Raw genomic sequence first — 25,318 nt, 5'->3', positions numbered from 1 at the left:
CTTCACAGCAAGCCCTCAGGCAACGCCCTTCAGCGTCTTGGTCTCCGTGTCGATGCCCAGGAGGCGCCGTGCCTCGTTCAGGGCGGCCTGGGAATCCTTCTTGCCGAACTGCGCAAGCGTCAGCAGATTCGCAATCCGCTGCTCGCGCCGCTGTTCCGCGACTTCCTCTGCGAATTCGATCATGGCGAGCACCCGGGCATGGGCGCGGCGGCCGCGCGCCTCGCTGCTGGCATCGTCAGCGTCGATTTCGTCCAGAATAGCGAGCGCCTCTTCGAGCCGCTTGTTCATGTTCTTGTCCTCCAACACGTCGGTGGGTAGAAGGTTTCCCGTCACTGTCTAATGATTGCTTCATCGAACCGTAACCGTGCCGGCCGCGAAACAAAAGGTGAGCCACGTAACAATACGACAAAAGGCGTGTTTGTGTCATCGATCTGAACCAAACCCCCAACTCCCAATACTTTTGGGAGTGGGAGTTAGGCATTGTCTTATTGCGGTCAGTTGTCCTGCGGTCCCGATACTTCAACCTCACTGCCCGGAGCAACGTTCTTTTCCCGCTTCTCCCGCTCCGCCTCAATCCGCTTGGCCTGCTTCAGGATTGCCCGTTCGGCAAGGCTTCGGGCGCCGCCGAAGACACCTTTGACCGCTCCCCCGACACTGGCGCTGCCCTTTTGTGCGACGTCGGCGACAGATCTGCCCCAGCCTTTCTCGGTGGCGTTGACCCAGGACGTCCAGCGTTGTGTCGGCTTCTTCCACGCTGAACTCTTTGGGGTCCAAGATCTCGCCCGGCCGCAGTCCGAGCTATTCCTGAGGTGCCTGTGCTCGGTGGTCCGGATCCCCGACCGCTTCCAGCAGGTCCTGTCGTCCGCCAGATGCCGCCGCTGTCCTCCTGATGCGCGCCCCTGCCCGCCGGTGCGCCGAGGAAGACGTGCCTTTGAGTCGGAGTCGAGGAGCTTCTCCAGCGTGATGAGGTGCTCCCAGTCGTCACCGAAGTCATAGGTGTAGGTGACCTAGCCCCTTCGCGGGCAAGATGTCGGAAACCTGCATGATGGTTTCGTCAACCGGCGGGTCGCCGAACGGATCCACCTCGGGATCCGGTCGGCCGCATGTGATTCCGCGTCGCCCACTAACCTGGAAGTGGTAGACGTTTTCGCGTTCGTTGCCGTCCGCATCCAGGGCCGGCTGCCAGTTCTTTTTGTTGCTGATCCAGTCGATCATGTGGACCTTGCCGAGCGGGACCGGGTAGGAGACGGAGAACTGCGCGCCGCGCCCGTGCAGCTACCGCGGGAACTTCCGGGAAGCGCCGCCGTGTCGGTGCGGATACGGAGGTGGTCGGCGGCGTCGTTTGTGCTTAGACACCTCTACTCTCCCTTGTCAGAACTCCTTCTCCTGTTTAAGGCACACCGATTACCCCAACCCCGAGGAACACCCCGGACTGGTTCCGGTGTCGAATTCCTGGACATATTTTTTCATACTTTCGGACGAGAAACGGTGGTAATTTGTAATACATTTTCTATCAATGAGGCATTCACCAGCTCATCCGAAATTCCGGATTCTACAGCAGCAAGTACGGCCCGATTAGCGTAGGCAGCTCCGGATCTGCCTGAAGCCAGCAGAGGGAACAGGACCGAGTCCCCGGGGGTCCAGTAAAGAGAGTATCCGGAAACGACAATGAGTCGCATGGGTTTAGCCGTTCATACAACCCATGAGATGAGCTTGGACTTTTGATGAGAATTCTCTCATCCACCTGCGGGCCATAACGACTCGTGCGCGGATTTTCAAGCACGCATTATCCGGCCGGCATATGAGAGTTTATTAATTCATTTCTCACAGTCTTCTCATCCATATGGGCCACCATCGGATCTGTGGCATTTTTCAGGACGAGTAGGCGCGTGAAGTTTTCGTGGGGTCTAGGCACCGCCTTGTTTCTGGCGACCTGCCCGGCAGGTCTGCTGATCAGGAGCCAAGTGGTTGCCGGGTTCCGGTCCCTGAGTTGTCGGGCACCAGTGTCGGCTTCACCGCGAGTCCGACGGTCCGTGACCTACCAACTGTTCGGATCACCGCTGCGGCCACGGCAGTCCCGGCCATTCCCGTTTGATGAAAGTTTTGATGCCAGCGTCGGTGTGGAGGACTGACGGGCAGGAGTATCTGGCACGGCCGGCAACGTCGGGTTCCGGGCCCCGAGACAGCATTTGGCGGAGGGAGACAATTCATGGATACACCCGCGGTACCGCACCAACCGATAAAGGTGCAGCTGATCGGGAGCCTGCGGATCCGGACCCCGGAGCGGGTCCTTGACGCCTACAGCCTCGGCGGCACCAAACCACGCCAGCTCCTGGAGATCCTGCTGCTGCACCGCGGCGCCGCCCTCTCCAGGAACGAAGCCATAGAGCTGCTGTGGGACGGGGATCCTCCCGGCAGTCCCGTGGCTTGCCTCGAAAGCTACATCAGTATCCTGCGCCGTCACCTGCAGCCCGATCACCGGATGAACGGCCCGCTGCGCGTAGCCGCCGGCGGCTACCTGATCGAACCCGGCCTCGTCGACGTCGATCTGGACCACTTCGAGGCCCTGATCCGTGCCGCCGACCGGGCCTCACCCGAGGACGGCTACCCCCTGCTGTGCCGGGCCCTCAACCTGACCGGTGAACCCCTGCTGGCCGATGACATGTACCCGGACTGGGCCGAGACCGAACGCAGCCGGCACGACATCCGGGTCACAGACACCCACATCCGCGCCTCCGAGACAGCTCTGGCGATCGGCAGAACCGACGACGCCATCGACTGGGCGCAGCGCGCCCTGGGAACGGACCGGTTCAGTGAACGCGCCTGGACCGCGCTGATCCTGGCCCTGGAACAGGCCGGCCACCATGCCGAAGCCCTGCAGGCCTACAACCGGTACCGGCACCTGCTGCACCAGGACCTGGACTGCGCCCCCGGCTCCGGCCTGCGCACCGTCCGCAACCGGCTGCTCACCGCCACCGTGGACGGACACGCCGAACTGTCCAAAGCCGCAGCAGCCCTGGCCTTCCTGCACGAAAACCAGCCAGTCACCGGCAATTGCGCAGCAGTCACCGAACCGGCCAGCCCCGCCGCCTTGGCCGCAGCCGCCGACACACTGCGCCGCTTCGTGTACAAAGCACTTTCCCAGCCGCATCCGGCCGACCCCAAGGCCATGCACGCAGCCGCCGAGGTACTGCACCGCTTCGTGAACAAAGCACTCTCCCAACTGCCGGACCGCGCTTGAACCAGCACGGTGGTTCCACACTGCGCTCGTGACCCCCGTCTCACCGCGGGTCTTCTTACACTGCAGTGTCGCCAACGAAGCCGCCGGAACCGCCGCCGATCCATGGTCCGGCCCGATGAACCATCTGCAGGTCCTCCGTGCTGGGAGGCACGCAGTGCTCCGCCCCGACCGCTGCCGTCGCGAAAAATCCCGGCACTGGTACTACATAGCCAACGCAAAAACGCCGGGTCTCCCGCGCGTGCGGAAGGCCCGGCCTGTAACCTGCGGGTGCGCAGAGTCTAGCCCTCGACTGCCGGCATAAGGACATCAGCCGGAGCCTCTTCCTCAACCGGCTCCTCTTCCTCAGCCGGAGCCTCTTCCTCAACCGGCTCCTCTTCCTCAGCCGGAGCCTCTTCCTCAACCGGCTCCTCTTCCTCAGCCTCTTCCTCAGCCTCTGCCTCTTCCTCTACCTCTTCCTCTTCCTCGTCCCGAACCTCTTCCCGAACCTCTGCCCGAGCCTCTGCCCGAGCCTCTGCCCGAGCCTCTGCGTCCCCCTCTGCCTCAGCCTCTGCCCGAGCCTCTGCCCGAGCCTCTGCGTCAGCTTCGTCTTCTTCCTCTTCCTCTTCCTCTTCCTCGTCCTCGTCCTCGTCCTCGTCCTCGTCCTTGTCCTCGTGCTCTGCCTCGTCCTTGTCCTCTGCCTCCATCGGATCCTGCTCGGCGGCGTCTATGAAGACGGTTTCGGCGGCAACACCGGCGGTGTCTTCGCTCTCTTCGGCAGCCTGGGCACCGGCAATTCCGCCGGCGAGGAAAATTCCGGAAACTGCCGCTGTACCGATAATCTGTCGGGTCTTGTTCTGCATGGTCTTTTCCTAACATGGGTTTTCGAAGTGCCCATCGGCACCCTTTTCGGATGTGCGGATCTTCTTGCTGCCGCCGTTGACAGTTGGGGCATGAGCGACAATCGCAGCGCTAAAAATCCAATCCGCAATCCTCGGCCATTTTGTCATTCTCGGTTTGAGAAAAGGTTGAGGAATCATGTCTTTTCATGAACTCCAAATAAGGCGGATTTCACCGTCCGGCCCGCACACCAAACAAGACCGAGCCCGGCCGCTGTCCGTGTCCACCGCCAAAGCTACAGAAGCTGCTGTTCGCCGACGCCATCGGCACCGCGTTCCCCCTGACGATCCTCCGTTCCGGAAGGGTGTGAACCTCATTGCTGTCCCGAAGGAGATGACTGAGAGCACCTGACTTATTCGCGCCTCAGGTTCCTGACCACGGAATCCCAGGTGCCGGCGCCGTCAGCCCTCCACGCAGGGCGGTCAGTGAAACGTCCGGACATGGCGCCCCCTCTGTCATCCTCAGTCCAGTCCTCTGCGCCGCCAGCATGCTGCCGAACAAGGCGTTCGGCGGACATTGGCATGGTATGTGTAGGGTCCAATCCAACAGTCCTTTGAGGGAGGAGTAGGGAAATGACGGATGCTGCCGATGTGACGGACCTGGAGGCGGCCGCGACCGCCGTCGTGCTGCGCGCCTCCCCCGAAGGCCCCGAGGTTCTGATGGTGGAGCGGCCCTCCCGCAGCAGTTCCTTTGCCGGCGCGTGGGTATTCCCGGGCGGGAAGGTCGACCCTGAGGACAGCAGAGGTTTCTCCGGGCTGGGGCTGCAGGCCGAAATGGAGGCTGCACGGCGGGCAGCCGTACGGGAAGTGCGGGAGGAGACCGGCCTGCAGTTGGCTCCCGCGGATCTGGTGCCCAGCGCTGCGTGGGAACCGCCGGCCGAGGCTCCGCGCCGGTTCCGGACCTGGTTCTTCCTGGCTCCCGCCCCGCAGGCGGAGGTGGTCCTCAACGAAGGCGAGCTTATCGGATTCCAGTGGCTCTCCCCCCGAGACATTCTGCGCCGCCACAAAGCAGGAACGATGCACCTGGTGCCGCCGACCTGGGTGACGCTGCACAGCCTGCTGGACTTTGCCACCGTTGAAGAGGCGCTCGGCGCGGCCCGGACGCGTGAACCGGAATCCTATACAAGCCGCATCCTGACGTCCGAAGGCGAGGGCAAGGTCATCGCCTGGGCCGGCGACGAGCTTTATGTCCCCGCCGGAAAACCCGGCGACCGGCACCGCCTGGACATGCACTCGCTGCCCTGGGTGTACGAGCGGAAGTTCTGAGCTTCACCACTCCGCCGGCAGCTTGTCCACCCCGTAGACCAGCGCGGCCTTCTTGAACGGAATCTCCTCGAACGGGACGGCGAGCCTCAGCTTGGGGAAGCGCTCAAACAGCGCAGGCAGCGCGATCTGCAGCTCCGCCCGGGCCAGCGGCTGGCCCAGGCACTGGTGGATGCCGTAGCCGAGGGCCACGTGCTGGCGGGCGTTGGGACGCGCCAGATCCAGTTGTTCGGCACCCGGGAAAGTGCCGCCGTCGTAATTGGCTGCGCCCAGGGCGATGATCACGCCCTCGCCGGCTCGGATCGTCACGCCGCCAACCGCAAAGTCCTCGGTGGCGTAACGGCGCAGGCCCAGGTGCACGATGGTGAGGTAGCGCAGCAGCTCCTCCACGGCATTGGCCGCCTCCGCCGGACCGGCCTGCAGCCGGGGCACCTGGTCCGGGTTCCGGAGCAGGGCGATGGTGCTGAGCGCCGTCATGTTCGCGGTGGTCTCGTGGCCGGCGATCAGGAGGAAAATCCCCAGATTGACGGCGTCCCGGGCGGTGATCGTGCCATCGTTGGCGTACGCACCCAGCCTGCTCAGCACGTCGTCGCCGGGCTCGGTCCGCTTGCGGTCCACGAGCTTCTCCAGGAACTCCCGCAGCTCGTCCGCCGTCATCTCCAGCAGGTCGGGATCCGATCGGGTGTCGACCAGGATCTTCGTCCGCCGCTGGAAGAAGTCATGGTCCTCGTACGGCACGCCGAGCAGGTTGCAGATCACCAGGGACGGTAGCGGCAGCGAAAAGTGCTCCACCAAATCCAGCGGCGCACCCTGCTGCTCCATCCCGTCGAGCAGCTCGGCGGTCAGGGCCTCGATGCCGGGGCGCAGGGCGTTGATCCGCTTGATCATGAATTCACGGGTCAGCAGCTGGCGCATGAAATCGTGCACCGGCGGGTCCTGCGCTATGAAAAACCCCGGCTCGGGCTCGAATTGGCCCTCCCGGAAGCTCGGGAAGGGCGGCATGCCGGGCCGCGGTGTGGGGTCGCTGCTGAAGGCCGGGCTGGCGAGGATGGTACGGGCATCCTCATAGCGGGTGACCAGCCAGGGCGTAAGTCCGCCGTCCCAGATGGAGATGCGGCTGATGGGCTGCTCGGCCCGCAGGCCGGCGTACTCGGGCGGCGGAGCCAAGGGGGACGAGACTGGCCGGGTGAGCGGCAGGCCGGGGAGATTCTCGGGAGTCATAGCGTCAGTCCCTTCTGCAGTTCGGGTTCGACGGCGGCACCCCACCGGGTGCCGGCGGCCATCTCGGCGCGCCACGGGAGAAGTGCCTTCGGCGGCATGCCCACGGCGACCACGCCGCTGAGCCGTCCGCCGGTGCGGTAGGCGGCGAGGAAGCGGCCCGCTGACGGACTGCCGTCGACGACGGCGGCCTCCTCGTGGCCGGACAGGTGGCCATAGGCCTGGATCTCCAGGTCATACTGGTCCGACCAAAAGTAGGGCACGGGGGCAAACGGCACCGCCTGGCCCAGCAGGTTGCGCGCCGCGGCCACGCCCTGCTCCGCGGCGTTGGTGCGGTGCTCGATCCGCATTGTGCCGAACCGCGGGTGGTCCCAGCGGGCCACGTCCCCCGCCGCGTACACGCCCGCCGCCGCGGCGCAGTACCGGTCACAGGCCAGACCGTCGTCCACCCGCAGGCCGCTGCCGGCCAGCCACTCGGTATTCGGGAGCGAGCCGATGGCCACGAGCACGTCGTCGGCCGGCAGGACGCTGCCGTCCCCCAACCGTACGCCGGCGGCCCGGCCGTCCTCGGTGACAATTCCGACGGCGGCCGTGGCCGGCCGCAGGTCCACGCCGTGGTCGCGGTGGACCTCGGAGAGCACGGAGCCGACGAGTTCCCCGAGAGCCCTTGACAGCAGCTCCGGCGCCGGCGTCACGAGGGTCACCTGCGCTCCCGCGGTCCGGGCGGCGGCTGCCGCTTCGGCGCCCAGGAAGCCGCCGCCGATGATGACCAGCCGGCGGCCCGGTCCCAGGCGGGACCTCAGCCGCAGCGCATCGCCGAGGGTGCGGAGGGTGTGTAAGCCGGCCACGCCGCCGTCGATGTCCGCGGCCCCGGGCACGGTCCCGGGCAGCTGCCGCGGACGGACACCTGTCGCGATCACCAGAGCGTCGAAGTCAAGCCGCTCCCCCGTCGACAGGCGGACGGCCCGGTCCGCCAGATCCAGCCCGGTGGCGGCGGTCGCCCGCCGCTGGTCCAGGCCCAGCGCAGCCAGGTCGCCGGGTTCCCGCAGCGCGGTGCGCTCCGGTTCCCATTCCCCGCGCAGGACCTGCTTGGTCAGCGGGGGACGGTCATAGGGAGCATGCGGCTCGTCGCCGACCAGCGTAATGATGCCTTCAAAGCCGAAGCCACGCAGTGCCTCCGCCGCGGCCAAACCTGCCGCCGAGGCACCGACGATGACGACCCGGCGCAGGGTCACTGCTGCTCCAGCCGGATGGCAGCGGCCGGGCAGATCAGGGCGGCCATCCGGACACCGTCCTGAAGTTCGGGTCCGGGCTCCTCCTCCAGCAACTGGACCTTGCCGTCGTTGTCCCGCTGGTCGAACACCTCGGGCGCGGCCAGGACGCACTGCCCCGAGGCCACGCACTTGTGCACATTGACTTCGACCCGCATGGCCGGTCTCCTCTCGCGCTGTCCATCCATGGTCCACCCGTCAGGGCACCGGCAGAAGACCCACGCAAAGGTAGGCGGCCCCCTAAAACTGGGGGCCGCCGTCGTAATGCTGGAAGACTGCTGTCAGGCGGCGGTGTAGCCGCCGTCCACGACGAACTCGGCACCGGTCACAAAGGAGGCCTCGTCGCTGGCCAGGAAGGCGATGACCGCGGCCAGCTCCTCCGGCTTCGCCAGCCGGCCCATGGGGGTGGTGCTGGCGAGCATTTCACGGTCGGTCTCGCCGAGGATGGGCGTCTCCACGAATCCGGGATGGACCGAGTTCACCCGCACGCCTTCCTTGGCCCAGCCCAGCGCGGTGCTCTTGGTCAGCAGCCGGACCGCGCCCTTGGCCGCGTGGTACGCCGGCGAGGTGCCGAACCCGCCCACGATGCCGAACATCGAACTCACGTTGACCACGGATCCGTTGCCGGACTTCTTCAGTTCCGCGCTGGCCGCCTTGTGGCCCAGGAAAACGCTGGTCTGAGTGATGGCGATGACGTGGTCGTACGTTTCCTTGGAAGTCTCCTCGATGGCTTGGTTGTCGCCGATGCCGGCGTTGTTGACCAGGATGTTCAGTCCGCCGAATTCCCGCACGGTGGCGGCTACGGCCTCGGCCCAGGATTCCTCGCTGGCGACGTCGAGCTTCTGGAAGACGGCGCTGCCGCCGGCCTCAGTGATCTCCCGCGCGACAGCGTCCCCCGCCTCCTGCTGGATGTCAGCTACGACGACGGCACCTCCTTCGCGGCCGAGGCGCAGGGCTGTTTCCCGGCCGATACCGCTGGCGGCGCCGGTGATGAGTGCGGTCTTACCTTCGAAACGTGACATGAATTGTTCTCCGTTCTTCGTGGTGGCCTGGCGCGGGCCCGATTCCGGCATAAGACCAGCCCAAGGATTCCCGGTCAGAGGCCGAAGCCGCCCAGCTTGTCCTTCAGGGCACCGCCCAGCTTGTCGCCCAGTCCGCCGGGCAGCTTGCTGAGCAGCGCGTCGACGTCGATCCCGAGGTTGGAGAGCAGTCCGGAATCGCGTTCGGTGTCCACCTGGTCCGGCAACTGCTGCTCTGCCTCGGAGGCCTTGCCGTTGTCTCCCCTGGACCTGAGAAAGTCCAGAATCTGCTGCTTGTCGATCTGCATGGTGGTTCCCCCTTCACGGGATTGTCAGCATGCTTACCACCCTGCCAACATCGGCAGCACATCACAACCCCGAACGCCTCACATCTGCACGCTAAGGGACTACGGCTAGAACTGTGCAATGCGGAGCGGCGCCCGGTTTCCTACCGTGGAAACCGGGCGCCGCCGTTCACGAGCAGAACCGGATCAAGAACCGGTCTTCTCCACGACGAAGTCGCCGCCGGGGAAGACGACGGACTCATGGCCGTCATCGAAACGGACAAAATACGGCGGTGCCCCGTTCTCGCCCCGGACCTCGAGGATCTCACCGTGCCGGTCCGCCGATCCGACCGTCCTGCCGTGGATAACAATGCGATCGCCTTGCGCTGCATTCATGGCTAATCACCTCCTCTGCCCCAAGCCTACGGACCTCGACCCTCCAAGGGAACAAACCGTACGTCTACCCGGTCGCGGGCTCAACGATCCTCAGGCGCCGGCGTCGTTCGTTGCTTCCGTTCGCCCCTTCGCAGTCAGCGTCGATTCAAGCAGGCTAATGAACCACTTCTGCGGAGCGGACAGATTCGCCTCCGGTTTGGAGTAGAGGGATATTTCCACGGACGGCACCTCGAAGGGCAAATCAAAGTACTTGACAGCGGCCGTCTGAACATAGGACTCGGCGATATGCCGGGGAACCACCGCGATACTGTCAGCGGCCTGGACAATATGGGCCACGGCGCTGAAGCGCGAGAGCCTCAAGGAGACACGGCGGTGGACATTCAGCTGCGCGAGTGCCTGGTCCGGGGCGGTATGGCCGGTTTCACCGGAGATGGCGATATGCCGCTCTGAAGTGAACTGCTTGAGCGACAGCGTGGTCTTGACTCGGGGGTGGTGCGCCGAGGCCAGCACCACATAGTCCTCGTCAAACAGCTTCCTTCGGGCCACGCGCTCCGGACTAAGGAGCGGGTTGCAGATGACAGCATCAGCCTCGCCCTTGATGAGCTGATTCTCGGCTGTTGCGACATCCAGCGGCAGCACCTTCAGAGAGGCACCCGGCGCGGCGGATTCCATGGCCGCGTGCAGCCGGGGCAGGAACGCAGTTTCCCCGAGATCGGAGAGGCACAGCGCAAAGCTGTCCGTGGCCGTCGCCGGGTCGAAGCTTTCCGCCTGGCCAACGGCGTCGTCAATGGCCGCCAGTGCGTTCTGGATCGGCGGAAACAGCTGCCGGGCCTTGCTTGTGGGCACCAGCCCGGTGGTCGAGCGCACAAAGAGCTGATCCTTGAACTGGGAACGCAGCTTCTTCAGGCTGTAGCTGACGGTGGGCTGTGTGAGGGACTGCAGCTGGGCCGTATGGGAGACGCTGCCGGTCTCGAATAGCAGCACGAAGGTCCGCAGCAGGTTCAGGTCGACATCACGCATGCCTATATTGAAACATTCGATATTCCTCTTTCAAAGTATTGATTTGATCTAGTTTGTGATCCTCCCTACGCTGTGAGTCAAGCAACAGATTCCCCAAGGAGGCCCTATGCCCACCATCCGCGAGGTGACGCATTCCCTGATGCGTCAGCATGGGATGACCACCATCTTCGGCAACCCCGGCTCCAATGAACTGCCCTTCCTGCGCGATTTTCCGGAGGACTTCCGGTACGTACTGGGGCTCCACGAAGGGGCGGTGGTCTCCATGGCGGACGGCTACGCCCAGGTCACGGGCAGGCCGGCGTTCGTGAACCTGCACGCCGCCTCCGGCTCCGGCAACGCCATGGGCTCGCTGACGAACGCTGTCTACTCACACAGCCCGCTCGTGATCACGGCGGGCCAGCAGGTGCGGTCCACCATCGGCCTGGAGTCGATGCTGGCTAATGTGGATGCCGCCCAGCTGCCCAAGCCCCTGGTCAAGTGGTCCTGCGAACCAGCCTGCGCAGAAGATGTTCCCCGGGCAGTAAGCCAGGCCGTACTGGAGACGCAGACCGGCGGCGGCGGGCCGGTCTACCTCTCCATTCCCTACGATGACTGGGACCAGGAGGCGCACAGCAATACGGCCTTCCTGGCCGGGCGTTCGGTTTCAACCGCGGGCAGCCTGAGCGCGGATCAGCTGTCGGATCTGGCCGAAAGGATCAACGACGCCTCCAATCCGGCGCTGATTCTGGGCGCCAAAGTCGACGCCGAAGGCGCCAACGGCCTTGCCGTGGAACTGGCGGAGAAGCTCGGCTGCGAGGTCTGGGCCGCCCCGTCCCTCTCCCGGCTGCCGTTCCCCAACCGGCATCGCCAGTTCAAGGGCGTGTTGCCCGCGGCCATCGCGGATATCTCCTGCCTGCTGGCGGGCCATGACCTGGTGCTGGTGGTCGGAGCGCCGGTGTTCCGCTACCACCAGTTTGTGCCGGGAGACTACCTGGCGCAAGGCACCGAGCTGATCCAGATTACGGACGACGTCGGCGAAGCCACCCGCGCGCCGGTCGGCCAGGCGATTGTCGCCGGAGTGGCCGACGCGCTGGCGCAGCTGGCCTCCGCCGTCGCGTCCCGGGAACTGCCGCCGCGGCCGGCGCGGGCGTTCCAGCCCGCACCCGAAACCAGCGGGCCGCTGCATCCGGAGAAGGTCTTTGAACTGCTCCGCCTCCATGCCCCCGAGGATGCCGTCTACGTGGTGGAATCCACGTCGACCACCGGCGCCTTCTGGAACCAGATGGACCTCAAGCATCCGGGCAGCTACTACTTCCCTGCCTCCGGCGGCCTGGGCTTCGGGCTGCCGGCCACGGTCGGAGCGCAGATGGCCCATGACCAGCGACAGGTCATCGGCCTGATCGGGGACGGCTCGGCAAACTACGGGATCACCGCCCTGTGGAGCGCGGCCCAGTACAACATCCCGGCCATCTTCATCATCCTCAGGAACGGCACCTACGGCGCCCTTCGCTGGTTCTCGCAGATCCTGGACGCCGGCGAAGTCCCGGGCCTGGATGTTCCGCAGATCGACTTCGTGCACCTCGCCAAGGGCTACGGCGTCGAGGCTGTCCACGTGGACGAGCCGGAGGAATTCACCGTCGCCTTCAAGTCCGCGCTGGAAGCCGGCCGTCCCACCCTGATCGAAGTCGATACCGCACTGACCCAGCCGTAGGGCTGATCCGAAAGGTTTACGCATGACTGCCATACCGGTCAACAAGGTTGTTGACGACGCCAAATTCAGCAAATTCCATATGCTGGTCATCGGACTGTGCTCGCTGCTGATGATCATCGATGGCTACGACATGATTTCCTACGGTTCCGTGGTGGCCCACCTGATGGGTCTGTGGGACATGAGCCCGGTCGCCGCCGGCCTGCTGGGGGCGGCAGCGCTGCTCGGCATGCTCGTGGGCGGGATGGGTATCGCTCCGCTGGCCGACAAATACGGCCGCCGGCCCCTCATGCTCGCCAGCCTGACTGTGTCCTCACTGGCATCCCTGGGCTGCGCCCTGTCCACCGGCGTCGTCTCCCTGGGCATCTTCCGTTTCCTGGTTGGCGTTTCGCTCGGTGCGATGGTGGCCAACCTGCTCTCCCTGGTGGGCGAGTACGCGCCCCGGAAATCCCGGGCCTTCGCCGTGTCCTTCGTCGGCAGCGTCTACTCCGTCGGCGGGATCCTCGCCGCCGCACTGGCCATTTACCTGATCCCGAACTTCGGTTGGCAGAGCGTTTTCATCCTCTCCATCCTGCCCATCCTCTTCGTCCCCGTGCTCTGGCAGATCCTGCCGGAATCCCCCGAATTCCTGGCCCTGAAGAACCGGCGGGCCGAACTGGAGAAGGTCCTGGCCAAGGTCGACCCGCAGTGCGATCCGCGGACCGTCACGGCCGTCGTCCAGGAGGCGGAAGCCAAGGCCCCAGTGGCCAAGCTCTTCGCCGAGGGCAATTTCAGGAACACCATCCTCATCTGGGTTGTCTTCGCCATGACCATGCTGCTCAGCTACGGGCTCAACACCTGGCTGCCCACCCTGATGACGACCGCGGGCTACCCGCTGGGATCGGGCCTGTTCAACCTCGTGATTCTCAACGTCGGCGGCCTCATCGGCGCCATGGCCGGCGGCTGGCTGGCTGACCGCTGGACACTCAAGCGCGCACTGCAGTTGTACTTTGTCCTGGCCGCCCTCTCCCTGGTCTCCCTGGCGTCCAACCCCGCCCCGCTGGTCCTCAACCTGCTGCTCATGGTTGCCGGCGCCACGACCATCGGAACCCTGGCCATCGTCCACGCCTTGGCGGTGGAGTACTACCCGTCCACCATGCGCTCCACCGGCGTCGGCTGGGCCGCCGGCGTGGGCCGGATCGGCGCCATGGCCGGCCCCATCCTTGGCGGCACCCTCCTGTCCCTGGCCCTGCCGTTCGAACAGAACTTCATGGCCGTGGCGGTCCCGGGCGTCATCGGCGCCATTGCCATAAGCCTGATCGCCTTCAAACAGCCCGCACAGCAACAGCTGACGACGGCTGCGGCAGACTCGGTCCGCGTCTAGCCAGCAACCCACCACCACTCCCCAAGAAGTAAGGGACTGAAAAATGACTCTGCTTGACCCCGCTCTGTGGAGCGAGAAGATCTATCTCAACGGCTGGCGGTCCGGCGGCGCCGGTGCCGCAGACGCCGTCGAACCGGCCACCGGGGACACCCTGGGCCGCTACGGCCTCGCCTCCGTCGAGGACGTCCGTGAAGCCGCGGCCGCCGCGGCTGCCGCCCAGAAGGAATGGGCCGCGAAGAAGCCGGAGGAGCGCGCCGCGGTGCTGCGCCGCGCCGGGGCGCTGTGGGAAGAACACGCAGCGGAGATCCAGGACTGGATCGTCCGCGAATCCGGCGCCATCGGACCGAAGGCCGGACTGGAAACCCACATCGCCGCCAACGAATGCTACGACGCCGCCGCCCTGCCCGCCCTGCCGGCCGGCGATGTGCTGACCTCCAACGAGGACCGCTGGTCCTTCGCCCGCCGCCGCCCCGCCGGCGTCGTCAGTGTGATCGCCCCGTTCAACTTCCCGCTCATCCTCTCCATCCGCGCCGTCGCCCCGGCCCTGGCCCTGGGCAACGCCGTCCTCCTCAAGCCGGACCCCCGCACTGCCGTCTGCGGCGGCGTAGCCTTGGCCCGCATCTTCGAGGAAGCCGGCCTGACCGCCGGCCTGCTGGCCCTGCTGCCCGGCGGGGCGGACATCGGCGCCGCCGTCGTCGAAGCCCCCGAAGTCCGGGTCATCGCCTTCACCGGCTCCACCGCCGCCGGCCGAAAGATCGGCGAATCCGCCGCCCGGAACCTCAAGCGCGCGCATCTGGAACTGGGCGGCAACAACGCCATGATCGTCCTGCCCGGCGCGGACCTGGCCGCGGCCGCCTCCGCCGCGGCATTCGGCTCCTTCATGCACCAGGGCCAGGTCTGCATGACCACCGGCCGCCACCTCGTCCACGAAGACATCTACGAGGACTACATCGCCGCCCTGGCCGAAAAAGCGAAGAACCTGCCCGTCGGCGACCCGAAGACCGGCACAGTGGCCCTGGGCCCGATCATCGACGAGAAGCAGCTCAAGCGCGTCGACGGAATCGTCCAGGACGCCGTCCTGGCCGGTGCCCGCCTGGCCGCCGGCGGCACCACCGACGGCCGCTTCTACCAGCCCACCGTCCTGGCCGACCTGGCCAAGGACAACATCGCCTGGACCGAGGAGATCTTCGGCCCCGTCGCCCCGGTCATGAAATTCTCCACCGTCGACGAGGCCGTCGAACTGGCCAACGACAACGAATACGGCCTCTCCGTCTCCATCCTCGGCGACGTCGGAACCGCCATGAAGATCGCCGACCGGATCGACTCCGGCAAAATCCACATCAACGAGCAGACCATCTCCGACGAAGCCAACTCCCCCTTCGGCGGCGTGAAGAACTCCGGCAACGGCTCCCGCATCGGCGGGCACCAGGCCAACATCGAATCCTTCACCGAAACCCAGTGGCTCACCGTCCGCCCGGAAATCGCCCCGTACCCCTTCTAAACGGTTCCCTTTGATTACGACGCCGGCGCCTGAGGTTCGCTGTGAACGGGACCTCGGGCGCCGGCGTCGTTCAACGATCAGCGGTACTCGAAGACGGCCCAGACCACCATTTCGGCGTTGGGCAACGCACCTGCTTCGTAGCCGTAGAGCTGGCCGTACTTGGGACGCATCGCGTCCACGGCCGCCTTGGCCACGGCCAGGTTCCAGTTGGCGAGGAAACCGGTATGGGAGTTCGCCGACGGGTCCACAAAGTTGCTGAACGGGTTGTCCGCAATGGCCTGGCCCACGGCCGCCTTCAGGTCCGCGACGTAGGCCAGTTCGAAGTCGATGTCCTCGCGGTAGCCGATGTTGCCGTGGCTGCCGGAGAGATAATCCCACTCCAGGTCGTAAATCTCCTTGAGGTTGGACTCGTGGAAGTGGAACCTCTCATTGCCGGCGAACTTCCAGAACGGCGGCTGGTCCGGATTGATCTGGTCAGGCGAATGGATGATGCACTCCTGCATCAGCAGCCAGCTGCGTGGTCGTCGGTGTGGACGGCCCATTCGAAACCGTGCAGTTCGACCGTCAGCCCTCGAAGTCGAAGCTGTCCCGGGGCCAGGCCAGCACTTCCGTGGGCGGCGGGAAGGAACTGGTGCTCAGCTCCATGGACTGCTGGGTCTTGGCGCTGCCGATAATCCGCAGGGAAATCCCCTGCGCCTGGGCGGCCTCGACGTACTTGCCGATGTCGCCGATGTGGTCGGCATGGTAGTTGGGGATAGACGACGGCGGTGACCGGTTTGTCCGTGACGGACGCGATCGCCGCGGTGATGTTGTCGTAGACGCCCTCGAGGGTATCCATGACCAGGACTCCCTCGCCGCCGACGTAGAACACCGTGTCGTAGTTGAAGGACTGGACCCACCAGGCCTTGTCTGAGAGCCGCTGCAGCACATACCGCTGGCTCATGTTGAGCGGGTACAGATCCCGGATCTTGGTCCCCGGCTTCAGAATGTTCTCCGCTGACGGGTCGACGTACGTCCCGCCGACAGTGGAGGGAACTTGGGTGGCATCGCTCATGACTGGCTCCTGTGTGCAGGCCCTGCCCGCGCGCAGCGCAGAACCGACCAATAGACCGCTAATCGCTGAGACTTGAAGTCTTCAACGGACGATTTCGCCTGGTGTGCAGGCGTGCGCAACCGATCCACCGCCGACGCTAGCACCGGTGTCCGGGGCTGCCGATTGCCGAAGGCTGCGCCGGGGCTAGGCTGGGCAGTATCCGGCGGACCAGCAAACCTGCAAGGAGCACAGCATGAAAATCAACGCCCTGGTAGTAGAGGAAAAGAACGCCCCTTTTGTCCCGGAGGAGTTGGAGCTGGATGCGCCCGGCCCCGGCGAAGTCCTCGTGAAGATCGTTGCGTCGGGCGTCTGCCACACGGATATGAACACCCAGGCCGGGGACATGCCGCTGCCGCTGCCCGGGGTTCTCGGCCATGAGGGTTCCGGTGTGGTCGAGGCCATCGGCGACGGCGTGACCAGCGTTGAGGTCGGCGACCACGTGATCATCGGCTGGCCGTTCTGCGGCGAATGCCGCAACTGCCAGCGCGGCGAACCCCGCTACTGCCTCCGGCTGGGCGAGGCCCTGGTCGGCGGCCAACGGTTCAAGGGTCCCAAGGCCGGCACCTCCGCCTACACCCGTGCGGACGGCACCGCCCTTTCCGGCCACTTCTTCGGGCAGTCCTCCTTCGCCGACTATTCGCTGACCATGGCCTCTGCCCTGGTGAAGGTGGACAAGGACGTTCCCCTGGAACTGGTCGGCCCGCTGGCCTGCGGCATCACCACCGGCGCCGGCGCGGTCTTCAACACCGCCAAGCCAGAACCCGGCGAGTCCCTGGTGGTCTACGGCGCCGGCGCCGTCGGACTGGCTGCCGTCATGGCCGCGCGGAACACCCCCGCTGCCACCATCATCGCCATCGACCTGCACGATTCCCGGCTGGAACTGGCCCGCGAATTCGGCGCCACCCACACCATCAACTCCGGACAGGTCAATGCCCTGGATGAAATCCAGCGCGTCTGCGGCGGCCCCGCCGACTACGTGCTCGAATGCACCGGCTCCATGCGCGTTCTGGAAGAGGCCGCCGAGGCCATCGGCATGCTCGGGACCCTCATCCTGATTGGCGGCGCCCCGGCCGACGCCCGCTTTTCCGTCGATCACCTGCGCACCCTGTGGGGCAAGCGCATCGTCGGCACCCTCGGTGGCTCCTCCACCTCCGCGCAGCTGATCCCCGGGCTCGTCTCCCTCTACAAGCAGGGACGCTTCCCCTTCGATAAATTGGTGCAGACCTACGCCTTCGACGAAATCGACCAGGCCATCGCGGACAGCAAGTCCGGCAAGACCATCAAGCCCGTACTCAAGCTGGCGCAGTAGACACAATTACGACGCCGGCGCCTGGGTTCGCTTCACACGGAACCTCGGGCGCCGACGTTGTTCCGGAGCTTTAGGGTGTCGGTGATCCGGCCGACCTCGTCGTGCCCGTGGCCGCGGTCGTCGGCGGCGGCCACGTACTGCAAAGTTCCCTGCGGTGCGGCGGCATCCAGCCCGCGGGCACTGGAAGCCGAGACCAGATGGGTCAGGGACGACCGGATCGAGGCGATCGTCTCGAGGTCGGCTCGCCGTGCCGGCCCTCCGCAACGCGCTGTGTCAGATCATCGAAAATATTGGGCAGGATCTCCGGATGCCATGTGCATGTGGGAGGAACTCTTCGGCGCCGATTCCCTCCGCCTCGGCCAGCGCCAGGGCATGGAGATAGCCCGAAACCGTAGTCCAGAACAGATCCAACAGGGCAACGTCGAAAGCCGCGGCCCGGACCGGCGAACAGCATCGAGGCCGAGGGCGTACCAATGGTATGGATCAGCGGCATGATTGCTCCGTCCAGATAGCGGCCGCCATGGTCCATGACAAGACAGGCGGTGCGGCGGGCACGGTCCGGTGTGTCGCTGGTCCGGCCAATGACGGTCCGGCCCTCCAGCGCCGCGCCGGCCGCGGTCAGGATCGCGTCGAGCACCTCGTGCCTCGGCCCGCGCTCAGGCCGCCGCCTCCGCAGCCACCCCGGCTGCCTCGCCTGCGTCTGGCTCGCGGCCTGGTGGCAGGGCGCCGGATTCGCCGGGTACGGGGGGTGCGTCCTCCGGACAGGGTGGCTCCGATTCCGGCGGTGATCACCAATGCGATCCCGATCAGCGCGCTCAGGTGAGGAACCTGTTGAAGGAAGACGAGACCGACAATCAGGGCGATTGCCGGCTCCAGACACATCAGTGTCCCGAATGCACTTGCCTTCACGCGCTTCAGGGCGAGCATTTCCAGGCTGAACGGTATCACCGGCAGCAGCAGCGCCAGTCCGAAGCCGATGAGCAGCAGCTGACCGTCAATCCGGCCGAAGGCGGAAGGTCCAACGGTGATTGTGGCGACGAGTGCGGCAACCGGCATCGACACCGCCAGAGCCCGCACCCCGGTGGCTTCGTCTCCTGCGCGCTGGGTAAACAGGATGTAGCCGGCCCAGCAGGCTGCGGCTCCGAGGGCGAGCAAGACTCCTCCCGGGTCCGTCTGACCCCGCCATGGCTCCGTCAGGGCGAGCACACCGGCCCCTGCAACCACCGCCCAGAGCCTGCCTTTCCCATGCCCCTGGACGATGGCGACCCCGAGCGGCCCGAGGAACTCGAGAGCGACCGCTGTTCCAAGGGGCAGGCGTTCAGCCGCGGCCATGAACAGGATGGTCATCCCGGCGGTCACCACGCCAAGAAGAGCGCAGGTCCGCAGCAGGGACGGACTGAACCGCATCCTCCACGGACGCAGGAGGACCACCAGGATGACGCTGGCCCACGCCAAACGCAACCAGGTCACTCCTCCCGCTCCTAACTGGTCGAGGAGACCGACCGATAGGGCAAGGCCGAGCTGAACGCAGCTCATCGCCGCGACCGCCATGATGGACCCGGCGCCGGCGCCGGAGAATCGAGGAGCACTGATCATGGAACAAGTAGACCCATACCTGAATGTTCGCGTCCACGTGATGATGATCGACATATCGTTTAGCATTTATGGACAATTGGAGCATGGACATACGACGGCTGCGGATCCTGCTCGAATTGTCCCGGTCCGGATCGATGCGTGCTGTTGCAGATCTGATGGGAACCACCACCTCGACCGTCTCTCAGCAAATCGCGGCCTTGGCCCGTGAGACCGGCACGGCACTGCTCGAAGCCGAGGGCAGGGGTGTGCGTCTCACCCCCGCCGGCAGGCGCCTGGCCGACCACGCGCTCACCATCCTCGCCGCGGTCGACGCCGCCCACGCGGATCTGGATCCCGGCGGCGAGCCCAGGGGCACCCTCCGTGTCTCGGGGTTTGCCACCGCGATCCGCAGGAACCTGATGCCCATCGTTACCGAGACGGCTACGACACGTCCGGCCATGAAAATCGTGGTGCACGAACACGAACCGGCTGAAGCTCTCGCGCTGCTGCGGGCCGACCGAGTCGATCTCGCGTTGACCTACGACTACAATCTCGCCCCGGCCCCCAGTGATCCCGCCTTTGACGTCCTGCCGCTCTGGTCCACCGCGTGGGGCCTGGGCGTCCCGACAAGCGACGCGGACCAAGCGCGGGGAACCGCCCCCGAAGTATTTGCCGCTTTCCGCGACCGTGACTGGATCGGAAACTCCCGGAACCAGGCCGATGAGGAAGTGCTGCGTCTCATCGGCTCCCTCTCCGGATTCGAACCCAACCTCCGGCATGAGGCAGACAGTCTCGACCTCGTAGAAGACCTCATCCTCGCGGGCATGGGTGTCGGCCTGCTGCCCTCGGACCGCACCACGCAACCCGGCGTCACCATTGTTCCCCTCACCCAGCCCGACGTCCGCTTACGCGCATACGCACAAACACGCAGAGGACAGGCCAACTGGCCGACCCTGCAGCTCGTCCTCGCCCGCCTGACACACCAGCGGGCGTAACCAGCAACGCGGATGATCAGCTACTGGACACCTCGGCGTTTGTCCCACTGCTCATCCTGGAACCGATACCCGCCGAATGCCGGCGCCTCTGGGACGCCACTACGACTCCGTCGGCGACGCTGCTGTATGTCGAGACTGCTGCGGCGCTCCACCAGGCGCATCGGCTTGAGCGCATCGATCCGGGCCAGCTGGACACGCTGCTTGGTGAGCCTGAATCGTACTGGGAAAGCTTCGGCATCATCGCCCTGGACGATACCGTCATGCGGCGCCGGACTTTAGCTGCCCCGCCATCCTTGTCAGCTTCCGGGGGCCGTGCTGTAGTTGGGTGACGCAGGCAATAAACGTTCCATGGAACGGCGGTGCGAAACCGGCTGCGGCTGCTGAAGGGAGGGAACTCGATGAGCGTCTCCCGACTGCTGCCCTCCGAGGAGGCACAGGACCTGATCGACCTCACGCGCGAGATTGCCGCCAAGGAGCTGGCACCGCTGGCCGCCACGGTGGAACGCGCCGAAGCATTCCCCCGCGAGGTCTTCCGCACCCTGGGCCGCGCCGGGCTGCTGAGCCTGCCGTACGCGGAGGAATACGGCGGCGGCGGACAACCGGCCGAGGTATCCCTGCAGGTGCTGGAGGAGCTGGGTTCTGCGTGGGCCAGCGTCGGCGTCGGTGTGAGCGTGCACGCGCTGTCCTGCTTCCCGCTCGCGGCGTTCGGCACCGATCTGCAGCGCAAGTCGTGGTTTGCCGACCTGCTCTCCGGCGAAACGCTGGGGGCCTACTGCCTCTCCGAGTCGCACGCAGGATCCGACCCTTCCGCCATGCGGACCCGCGCGGTGCGCAAGGGCGACGGTTACGTTATCAGGGGCGCGAAGGCCTGGACGACGCACGGCGGGAATGCCGATTTCTATACCGTGTTCGCCCGCACCTCCGACGAGGGCGGACACGGCATCTCCTGCTTCCTGGTACCCGCCGACGCCGACGGGCTGAGCGCCTCGCCGCCAGAACGCAAGATGGGCCTGACCGGATCGACCACGGCCACGATGAATTTCGACGGCGTCTTCGTCGCCGCCGAGCGGCGGATCGGGAATGAGGGGCAGGGCCTGGCCATCGCCTTCGCCGCGCTCGATTCGGGCCGGCTGGGCATCGCGGCGGTCGCGACCGGTCTGGCGCAGTCCGCCCTCGACCTCGCCGTCTCCTACGCGAAGGAGCGTGAGTCGTTCGGCAAGCGGCTCATCGACCATGAGGGACTGGCGTTCCTGCTGGCCGATATGGCCGCCGATGTTGAATCGGCGCGGGCCACCTACCTATCCGCGGCACGGCTGAAGGACGCCGGACGCCCGCACCGCCATGAGGCAGCGATCGCCAAGCTGGTGGCGACCGACAATGCCATGAGGGTCACCACCAATGCGGTGCAGGTTCTCGGCGGCGCTGGCTACACCACAGATTTCCCGGCCGAACGCTACATGCGCGAAGCGAAGGTCATGCAGATCTTCGAAGGCACCAACCAGATCCAGCGCCTGGTCATCTCGCGGCAGCTTGCGCGCTGAAGCGGCACCACGGCACCCGCCCGGGTGCCGCCGTCGTTCTCAGTCCGCCGCCCGGGCCGTGCCGCGCGGGCCGACCACGGCATCCTCGGCGCGGTCCCGGTGCATCGCAGCGACCAGCTCCGCGAAGAACCTGCGCAGCCACTCCACCGCGGCGGCATGGTCGCCTGCCCCGAGCAACCGTGCGGTTTCACGCAGGGCCCGGCTCCACAGCGGCCTCAGGTGCTCGGAAGGGTAAATCTGGATCCGTCCCATGGAGCGGAGCATGACCTGGTCCATCACGGCGCGCAGCTCGTCGTTGCCGGCGGCGTCGAAGATCAGGTCAACGATCCGCGCGAACGCCGCGGCGGGCGCGTCCGGGTCCTCCGCTGTCAGCGCGGCCTCGAAGGCCTCGGTAAGGCGCTCAAAATCCGCCAGCCATTCCGCGGACGTATTGCCCCGGACCCGCTCCAGCCCGGCTACCAGCACAGCGCCGAGGACGTCCATCAGGTCGATCGCCTGTTTCTGCGTCAGCGCGCTGACGCGGCGGCGCTTGTTGGGCAGCGACTCGATGAAGCCCTCGCTGATCAGCTGGGTGATGGCCTCCCGCACCGGTGTGACGCTGACACCCAGCCGCGCTGCCAGCTCCGCGTCCTTAATCGCGGCACCGGGTTCCAGCCGGCCGGAAAGGATCTCGCCGCGCAGCTGCCGGACCACCGTATCCTTCCGCGAGAGCGGCAGTTCGAACTCCATCCGGCCGCTCCTCCCCGTCCCTGTCGTACCGTCCAGTCCACATTATCCGCAAGATGGGCCGAAAATCCTGAACCCCTTCCCAAGCAAATGAATGCATTCTATAGTGATGTGACCCGCATCACTTCAGTGCGGGATCCGGCAATCCACTCAACGAAGAGAGATTGATATGGCACTTGATGAAGCTACGATGAATTTCCTGGCCGCAGCTGCCGAGGCAGCCGGCCCGGACGCCGTCCCGATGTGGGAAATGGAACCGGCACAAGCCCGTGCCACCTCCGCCGCGATGAACGCTATGTTCGGCGAAGGCCCCGCGATGCACCGCACCGAAGACCATTCCCTGACCGGGTACGACGGCGAAGAGTTCGCCATCCGCGTCCATGTTCCCACCGCGAACCCCACCGGAGTCTTCCTCTACATCCACGGCGGCGGCTGGGTGGTCGGCGACATCGACGGCTATGACACGCTCGGGCGCCAGCTGGCCGAGAAGACGGGTAACGCCGTCGTCCTGGTCAATTACCGCAAGGCTCCGGAAAAGCGATTCCCGGCCGCCGTCGAGGATTCCTGGACTGCGCTGCAGTGGGCCGGCGAGCATCTTGAAGACATCGCCGGCGCCCGTGTGCCGCTGTTCGTCGGCGGCGACAGCGCCGGCGGCAACCTCTCTGCCGTCATGGCCCTGCGCGCCCGGGACGAAGGCGGCCCCGAGCTGGCCGGCCAGCTGCTGATTTATCCGGTCACGGACGCGGACTTCACCCGTGTCTCCTATGACGAGCCGGAGAACCAGACCCTGCTGACCAAGGAATTCATGATCTGGTTCTGGGACCACTACGCGCCGACGCCGGCGGACCGTGCCCATCCGCATGCCTCGCCGCTGCGGGCCGAAAGCCTCGAAGGTCTTCCGCCGGCGCTGGTGGTGACCGCGGCACATGACGTCCTGCGGGATGAGGGCGAGGCCTACGCGAAGCGGCTGGAGGAAGCCGGCGTCGACGTCGAATTCCACCGCTGGCCGGGGCAGATGCACGGCTTCTTCTCCATGGTCAATGTGCTGCCGGCCAGCGCCCAGGTCATGGACCTGGTGGCACGCCGGGTGCAGGACCTGACCAGCGCGTCCGTGGAGGCCTGATGAGCACCCCACGCCACGTAGACGCCGTCATCGTCGGAGCCGGTTTCGCCGGCCTGTACATGCTGCATAAGCTGCGCAACCAAGGCCTGGCCGCCGTCGTCATGGAGAAGGGCGACGGCGTGGGCGGCACCTGGTACTGGAACCGCTACCCGGGCGCGCGCTGCGATGTGGAGAGCCCATACTACTCCTACTCCTTCGATCCGGAGCTGGAGCAGGACTGGGAATGGACCGAGCGCTACCCGGCGCAGCCGGAACTGCTGCGTTACCTCAACCATGTGGCGGACCGCTACGACCTGCGCCGCGACATAGAGCTGGAGACCACCGTGACGGCGGCGGCGTACGACGGCGCCACCCGGCTCTGGCGGGTGTCGTCCAGCGGGCCGCGGGGTACGGAAGAGACGACGGCGCGGTTCTGCATCATGGCCACCGGCTGCCTGTCCGCCAGCCGGATTCCTGATTTCGAAGGCCTCGATTCCTACACCGGCGAGGTCTACCACACCGGTGCCTGGCCACACGACGGCGTCGACTTCACTGGCAAGCGCGTAGGCGTGGTGGGCACCGGGTCCTCCGGGATCCAGTCCATCCCGGTCATCGCGGCACAGGCGGAGCACCTGACGGTCTTCCAACGCACGCCGAACTTCAGTGTCCCGGCCAACAACGCACCGCTCGACCAGGAGCTGTGGCGCAGCGTCAAGGCCAACTATCGGAAGATCCGCGAAGACGCCAAACACACCCCCACCGGTCTGCCGTTCCCGCCCGGGTCCGATTCAGCGCTCGAGGCCGCACCGGAGGACCGGCAGCGGGTGTTCGACGAGCACTGGACGCTTGGCGGGTTCCGGCTGGGGCAGTGCTTCTCCGACCTGGCCATCAGCAAGGACGCGAACGACACGGTGGCCGAGTACATCCGCACGAAGATCGATCAGATCGTCACGGACCCCGAGACTGCGCGGCTGCTCAAGCCGTACGACCACCCCGTTGGCTCCAAGCGCATCTGCGTAGACACGGACTACTACGCCACCTACAACCGGGAGAATGTCTCGCTGGTCGACGTGCGCAAGTCCCCCATTGAGGCCATCTCACCGGCCGGGCTGCGCACCGCGGACCAGGAGTTCGATCTGGACGCCATCGTCTTCGCCACCGGTTTCGATGCCATGACAGGGGCGCTCCTGGGCATCGACATCCGCGGCCGGGACGGCGTCCGCCTGCGGGACAAATGGGAGGCCGGCCCGCGCACGTACCTGGGCCTGTCCGTGGCGGGGTTCCCGAACCTGTTCACCGTCACCGGCCCCGGCAGCCCATCGGTGCTGAGCAACATGGTCACGTCCATCGAACAGCATGTGGACTGGATCGCGGACCACATCGCCTACCTGCAGGAGAACGGGCTGGCGTATTCGGAGCCGCTGCCCGAGGCCGAGGACGCCTGGGTGGCGCACGTCAATGACGTGGCCGCCACGACGCTCTTCCTGGAGGCAAACTCCTGGTACCTGGGCGCCAATGTGCCCGGCAAGCCACGGGTCTTCATGCCGTACGTCGGCGGCGTGGGCGCCTACCGGGCCAAGTGCGACGAGGTTGCCGCCAGGTCCTACGAGGGGTTCGTCCTCGCCTGACGCCTACCCTCCTGCTTACGACGGCGGCACCCGGGTTCCCTTCGTGCGGAACCCGGGTGCCGCCGTCTCAGCTTGGTTCCGGGCAGGGCACGTTCCCCTCGTGGCACCCTGAATTTTGGGGGTGGGGGTCCACCCCACGCGGGGCTTTGGGCGGTTGTTTGCCGGCGCCATGATTGAAACATCAAGATTCCTTGAGGGGGGACATCATGGA

At 65.9% G+C, this 25,318-nt stretch carries 26 protein-coding genes and 1 pseudogene; 10 read left to right on the top strand and 17 right to left on the bottom strand.

What is annotated here, in order from left to right; translation table 11 throughout:
- Positions 1-15: 15 nt before the first annotated feature.
- The 3 genes from AC5RWU_RS00135 to AC5RWU_RS00125 form a co-directional block, all read right to left on the bottom strand.
- The gene (locus AC5RWU_RS00135; protein WP_494030837.1) at positions 16-333 is read right to left on the bottom strand and encodes a hypothetical protein; all 318 of its coding nucleotides are present in this window, start codon (positions 331-333) and stop codon (positions 16-18) included.
- A gap of 161 nt (positions 334-494) precedes the next feature.
- The gene (locus AC5RWU_RS00130) at positions 495-959 is read right to left on the bottom strand and encodes a hypothetical protein (RefSeq protein WP_494030905.1); all 465 of its coding nucleotides are present in this window, start codon (positions 957-959) and stop codon (positions 495-497) included.
- A 31-nt stretch (positions 960-990) separates the two neighbouring features.
- Positions 991-1,215: a hypothetical protein gene (locus tag AC5RWU_RS00125; RefSeq protein ID WP_494030836.1), complete on the bottom strand. Its 225-nt coding sequence runs from the start codon at positions 1,213-1,215 to the stop codon at positions 991-993.
- 994 nt (positions 1,216-2,209) lie between these two features.
- On the opposite strand from AC5RWU_RS00125, the gene AC5RWU_RS00120 reads away from it, so the two are divergent.
- A complete protein-coding gene (locus tag AC5RWU_RS00120) occupies positions 2,210-3,241 on the top strand; it encodes an AfsR/SARP family transcriptional regulator (RefSeq protein ID WP_494030835.1) in 1,032 nt (343 codons plus the stop codon).
- A gap of 278 nt (positions 3,242-3,519) precedes the next feature.
- Here AC5RWU_RS00120 and AC5RWU_RS00115 read toward each other — a convergent pair whose 3' ends face one another.
- Positions 3,520-4,080: a hypothetical protein gene (locus AC5RWU_RS00115; protein WP_494030834.1), complete on the bottom strand. Its 561-nt coding sequence runs from the start codon at positions 4,078-4,080 to the stop codon at positions 3,520-3,522.
- A 609-nt stretch (positions 4,081-4,689) separates the two neighbouring features.
- Between AC5RWU_RS00115 and AC5RWU_RS00110 the strand changes: the two genes are divergently transcribed.
- On the top strand, positions 4,690-5,382 hold the full coding sequence (locus tag AC5RWU_RS00110; protein ID WP_494030833.1) for an NUDIX hydrolase: 693 nt from the start codon (positions 4,690-4,692) through the stop codon (positions 5,380-5,382).
- Positions 5,383-5,385: 3 nt separating this feature from the next.
- Here AC5RWU_RS00110 and AC5RWU_RS00105 read toward each other — a convergent pair whose 3' ends face one another.
- The 7 genes from AC5RWU_RS00105 to AC5RWU_RS00075 all read right to left on the bottom strand — a co-directional run bounded on the left by AC5RWU_RS00105 (position 5,386) and on the right by AC5RWU_RS00075 (position 10,587).
- Complete coding sequence (locus tag AC5RWU_RS00105) at positions 5,386-6,600, bottom strand: cytochrome P450 (protein ID WP_494030832.1); 1,215 nt, start codon at positions 6,598-6,600, stop codon at positions 5,386-5,388.
- Positions 6,597-7,832, bottom strand: coding sequence for an NAD(P)/FAD-dependent oxidoreductase (locus tag AC5RWU_RS00100; protein ID WP_494030831.1), 1,236 nt, complete (start codon positions 7,830-7,832; stop codon positions 6,597-6,599). The genes AC5RWU_RS00105 and AC5RWU_RS00100 overlap by 4 nt, the downstream gene beginning before the upstream one ends.
- On the bottom strand, positions 7,829-8,026 hold the full coding sequence (locus AC5RWU_RS00095) for a ferredoxin (RefSeq protein ID WP_494030830.1): 198 nt from the start codon (positions 8,024-8,026) through the stop codon (positions 7,829-7,831). The genes AC5RWU_RS00100 and AC5RWU_RS00095 overlap by 4 nt, the downstream gene beginning before the upstream one ends.
- Before the next feature lie 123 nt (positions 8,027-8,149).
- Positions 8,150-8,890: an SDR family NAD(P)-dependent oxidoreductase gene (locus AC5RWU_RS00090; protein WP_494030829.1), complete on the bottom strand. Its 741-nt coding sequence runs from the start codon at positions 8,888-8,890 to the stop codon at positions 8,150-8,152.
- A gap of 74 nt (positions 8,891-8,964) precedes the next feature.
- Positions 8,965-9,195: a hypothetical protein gene (locus AC5RWU_RS00085; protein ID WP_494030828.1), complete on the bottom strand. Its 231-nt coding sequence runs from the start codon at positions 9,193-9,195 to the stop codon at positions 8,965-8,967.
- Between the two features lie 183 nt (positions 9,196-9,378).
- Positions 9,379-9,567 carry a DUF1918 domain-containing protein gene (locus AC5RWU_RS00080; RefSeq protein ID WP_494030827.1) on the bottom strand — a complete coding sequence of 63 codons (189 nt, stop codon included), beginning with the start codon at positions 9,565-9,567 and terminating at the stop codon, positions 9,379-9,381.
- 90 nt (positions 9,568-9,657) lie between these two features.
- Positions 9,658-10,587, bottom strand: a complete 930-nt coding sequence (locus AC5RWU_RS00075; protein WP_494030826.1) for a LysR family transcriptional regulator — start codon at positions 10,585-10,587, stop codon at positions 9,658-9,660.
- A 106-nt stretch (positions 10,588-10,693) separates the two neighbouring features.
- Between AC5RWU_RS00075 and mdlC the strand changes: the two genes are divergently transcribed.
- From mdlC to AC5RWU_RS00060, 3 genes are read left to right on the top strand one after another with little or no spacing between them, the layout of a single operon-like run.
- On the top strand, positions 10,694-12,277 hold the full coding sequence (gene mdlC / locus AC5RWU_RS00070) for a benzoylformate decarboxylase (protein WP_494030825.1): 1,584 nt from the start codon (positions 10,694-10,696) through the stop codon (positions 12,275-12,277).
- Positions 12,278-12,299: 22 nt separating this feature from the next.
- Entirely contained in the window at positions 12,300-13,637 is a 1,338-nt protein-coding gene (locus tag AC5RWU_RS00065; protein WP_494030824.1) for an MFS transporter, read from the top strand.
- A 43-nt stretch (positions 13,638-13,680) separates the two neighbouring features.
- A complete protein-coding gene (locus AC5RWU_RS00060; RefSeq protein ID WP_494030823.1) occupies positions 13,681-15,138 on the top strand; it encodes an aldehyde dehydrogenase family protein in 1,458 nt (485 codons plus the stop codon).
- Positions 15,139-15,215: 77 nt separating this feature from the next.
- Here AC5RWU_RS00060 and AC5RWU_RS00055 read toward each other — a convergent pair whose 3' ends face one another.
- Both AC5RWU_RS00055 and AC5RWU_RS00050 read right to left on the bottom strand, forming a co-directional pair.
- Positions 15,216-15,641 carry a hypothetical protein gene (locus AC5RWU_RS00055; protein ID WP_494030822.1) on the bottom strand — a complete coding sequence of 142 codons (426 nt, stop codon included), beginning with the start codon at positions 15,639-15,641 and terminating at the stop codon, positions 15,216-15,218.
- A complete protein-coding gene (locus AC5RWU_RS00050; protein ID WP_494030821.1) occupies positions 15,641-16,192 on the bottom strand; it encodes a hypothetical protein in 552 nt (183 codons plus the stop codon). The genes AC5RWU_RS00055 and AC5RWU_RS00050 overlap by 1 nt, the downstream gene beginning before the upstream one ends.
- Positions 16,193-16,424: 232 nt before the next feature.
- Between AC5RWU_RS00050 and AC5RWU_RS00045 the strand changes: the two genes are divergently transcribed.
- The gene (locus tag AC5RWU_RS00045) at positions 16,425-17,540 is read left to right on the top strand and encodes an NAD(P)-dependent alcohol dehydrogenase (protein ID WP_494030820.1); all 1,116 of its coding nucleotides are present in this window, start codon (positions 16,425-16,427) and stop codon (positions 17,538-17,540) included.
- Between the two features lie 32 nt (positions 17,541-17,572).
- Here the strand turns inward: AC5RWU_RS00045 and AC5RWU_RS00040 are convergent.
- The 3 genes and pseudogenes from AC5RWU_RS00040 to AC5RWU_RS00030 all read right to left on the bottom strand — a co-directional run.
- Positions 17,573-17,770 (bottom strand): annotated as a pseudogene (locus AC5RWU_RS00040) (imine reductase family protein); the annotation flags it as partial.
- A 43-nt stretch (positions 17,771-17,813) separates the two neighbouring features.
- Positions 17,814-18,014 (bottom strand): imine reductase family protein, encoded by a 201-nt coding sequence (locus tag AC5RWU_RS00035; protein WP_494030819.1) that lies wholly within the window; start codon positions 18,012-18,014, stop codon positions 17,814-17,816.
- A gap of 144 nt (positions 18,015-18,158) precedes the next feature.
- Entirely contained in the window at positions 18,159-19,010 is an 852-nt protein-coding gene (locus tag AC5RWU_RS00030; protein WP_494036860.1) for an EamA family transporter, read from the bottom strand.
- 194 nt (positions 19,011-19,204) lie between these two features.
- Between AC5RWU_RS00030 and AC5RWU_RS00025 the strand changes: the two genes are divergently transcribed.
- A complete protein-coding gene (locus AC5RWU_RS00025; RefSeq protein ID WP_494036859.1) occupies positions 19,205-20,110 on the top strand; it encodes a LysR family transcriptional regulator in 906 nt (301 codons plus the stop codon).
- A 398-nt stretch (positions 20,111-20,508) separates the two neighbouring features.
- Positions 20,509-21,651: an acyl-CoA dehydrogenase family protein gene (locus AC5RWU_RS00020; protein WP_494030816.1), complete on the top strand. Its 1,143-nt coding sequence runs from the start codon at positions 20,509-20,511 to the stop codon at positions 21,649-21,651.
- 39 nt (positions 21,652-21,690) lie between these two features.
- Here the strand turns inward: AC5RWU_RS00020 and AC5RWU_RS00015 are convergent, their stop codons facing one another.
- Positions 21,691-22,380, bottom strand: coding sequence for a GntR family transcriptional regulator (locus tag AC5RWU_RS00015; protein WP_494030815.1), 690 nt, complete (start codon positions 22,378-22,380; stop codon positions 21,691-21,693).
- Positions 22,381-22,546: 166 nt separating this feature from the next.
- On the opposite strand from AC5RWU_RS00015, the gene AC5RWU_RS00010 reads away from it, so the two are divergent.
- Together AC5RWU_RS00010 and AC5RWU_RS00005 are read left to right on the top strand one after the other, a co-directional pair.
- Complete coding sequence (locus AC5RWU_RS00010; RefSeq protein WP_494030814.1) at positions 22,547-23,500, top strand: alpha/beta hydrolase; 954 nt, start codon at positions 22,547-22,549, stop codon at positions 23,498-23,500.
- Positions 23,500-25,107, top strand: coding sequence for a flavin-containing monooxygenase (locus AC5RWU_RS00005; protein WP_494030813.1), 1,608 nt, complete (start codon positions 23,500-23,502; stop codon positions 25,105-25,107). Before AC5RWU_RS00010 ends, AC5RWU_RS00005 begins: the two co-directional genes overlap by 1 nt.
- Positions 25,108-25,318: the final 211 nt, after the last annotated feature.

This window comes from Arthrobacter sp. B0427-1-12, assembly GCF_059092905.1.
This window is presented reverse-complemented; position numbering and strand designations above follow the sequence as displayed.

What these genes read in the sequence shown, in the direction of transcription:
- AC5RWU_RS00125 (WP_494030836.1), bottom strand. Translation starts at nt 1,215, where the DNA reads ATGATCGACTGGATCAGCAACAAAAAGAACTGGCAGCCGGCCCTGGAT.
- AC5RWU_RS00120 (WP_494030835.1), top strand. Translation starts at nt 2,210, where the DNA reads ATGGATACACCCGCGGTACCGCACCAACCGATAAAGGTGCAGCTGATC.
- AC5RWU_RS00115 (WP_494030834.1), bottom strand. Translation starts at nt 4,080, where the DNA reads ATGCAGAACAAGACCCGACAGATTATCGGTACAGCGGCAGTTTCCGGA.
- AC5RWU_RS00110 (WP_494030833.1), top strand. Translation starts at nt 4,690, where the DNA reads ATGACGGATGCTGCCGATGTGACGGACCTGGAGGCGGCCGCGACCGCC.
- AC5RWU_RS00105 (WP_494030832.1), bottom strand. Translation starts at nt 6,600, where the DNA reads ATGACTCCCGAGAATCTCCCCGGCCTGCCGCTCACCCGGCCAGTCTCG.
- AC5RWU_RS00095 (WP_494030830.1), bottom strand. Translation starts at nt 8,026, where the DNA reads ATGCGGGTCGAAGTCAATGTGCACAAGTGCGTGGCCTCGGGGCAGTGC.
- AC5RWU_RS00090 (WP_494030829.1), bottom strand. Translation starts at nt 8,890, where the DNA reads ATGTCACGTTTCGAAGGTAAGACCGCACTCATCACCGGCGCCGCCAGC.
- AC5RWU_RS00085 (WP_494030828.1), bottom strand. Translation starts at nt 9,195, where the DNA reads ATGCAGATCGACAAGCAGCAGATTCTGGACTTTCTCAGGTCCAGGGGA.
- AC5RWU_RS00080 (WP_494030827.1), bottom strand. Translation starts at nt 9,567, where the DNA reads ATGAATGCAGCGCAAGGCGATCGCATTGTTATCCACGGCAGGACGGTC.
- AC5RWU_RS00075 (WP_494030826.1), bottom strand. Translation starts at nt 10,587, where the DNA reads ATGCGTGATGTCGACCTGAACCTGCTGCGGACCTTCGTGCTGCTATTC.
- mdlC (WP_494030825.1), top strand. Translation starts at nt 10,694, where the DNA reads ATGCCCACCATCCGCGAGGTGACGCATTCCCTGATGCGTCAGCATGGG.
- AC5RWU_RS00065 (WP_494030824.1), top strand. Translation starts at nt 12,300, where the DNA reads ATGACTGCCATACCGGTCAACAAGGTTGTTGACGACGCCAAATTCAGC.
- AC5RWU_RS00060 (WP_494030823.1), top strand. Translation starts at nt 13,681, where the DNA reads ATGACTCTGCTTGACCCCGCTCTGTGGAGCGAGAAGATCTATCTCAAC.
- AC5RWU_RS00055 (WP_494030822.1), bottom strand. Translation starts at nt 15,641, where the DNA reads ATGCAGGAGTGCATCATCCATTCGCCTGACCAGATCAATCCGGACCAG.
- AC5RWU_RS00050 (WP_494030821.1), bottom strand. Translation starts at nt 16,192, where the DNA reads ATGAGCGATGCCACCCAAGTTCCCTCCACTGTCGGCGGGACGTACGTC.
- AC5RWU_RS00045 (WP_494030820.1), top strand. Translation starts at nt 16,425, where the DNA reads ATGAAAATCAACGCCCTGGTAGTAGAGGAAAAGAACGCCCCTTTTGTC.
- AC5RWU_RS00025 (WP_494036859.1), top strand. Translation starts at nt 19,205, where the DNA reads ATGGACAATTGGAGCATGGACATACGACGGCTGCGGATCCTGCTCGAA.
- AC5RWU_RS00020 (WP_494030816.1), top strand. Translation starts at nt 20,509, where the DNA reads ATGAGCGTCTCCCGACTGCTGCCCTCCGAGGAGGCACAGGACCTGATC.
- AC5RWU_RS00015 (WP_494030815.1), bottom strand. Translation starts at nt 22,380, where the DNA reads ATGGAGTTCGAACTGCCGCTCTCGCGGAAGGATACGGTGGTCCGGCAG.
- AC5RWU_RS00010 (WP_494030814.1), top strand. Translation starts at nt 22,547, where the DNA reads ATGGCACTTGATGAAGCTACGATGAATTTCCTGGCCGCAGCTGCCGAG.
- AC5RWU_RS00005 (WP_494030813.1), top strand. Translation starts at nt 23,500, where the DNA reads ATGAGCACCCCACGCCACGTAGACGCCGTCATCGTCGGAGCCGGTTTC.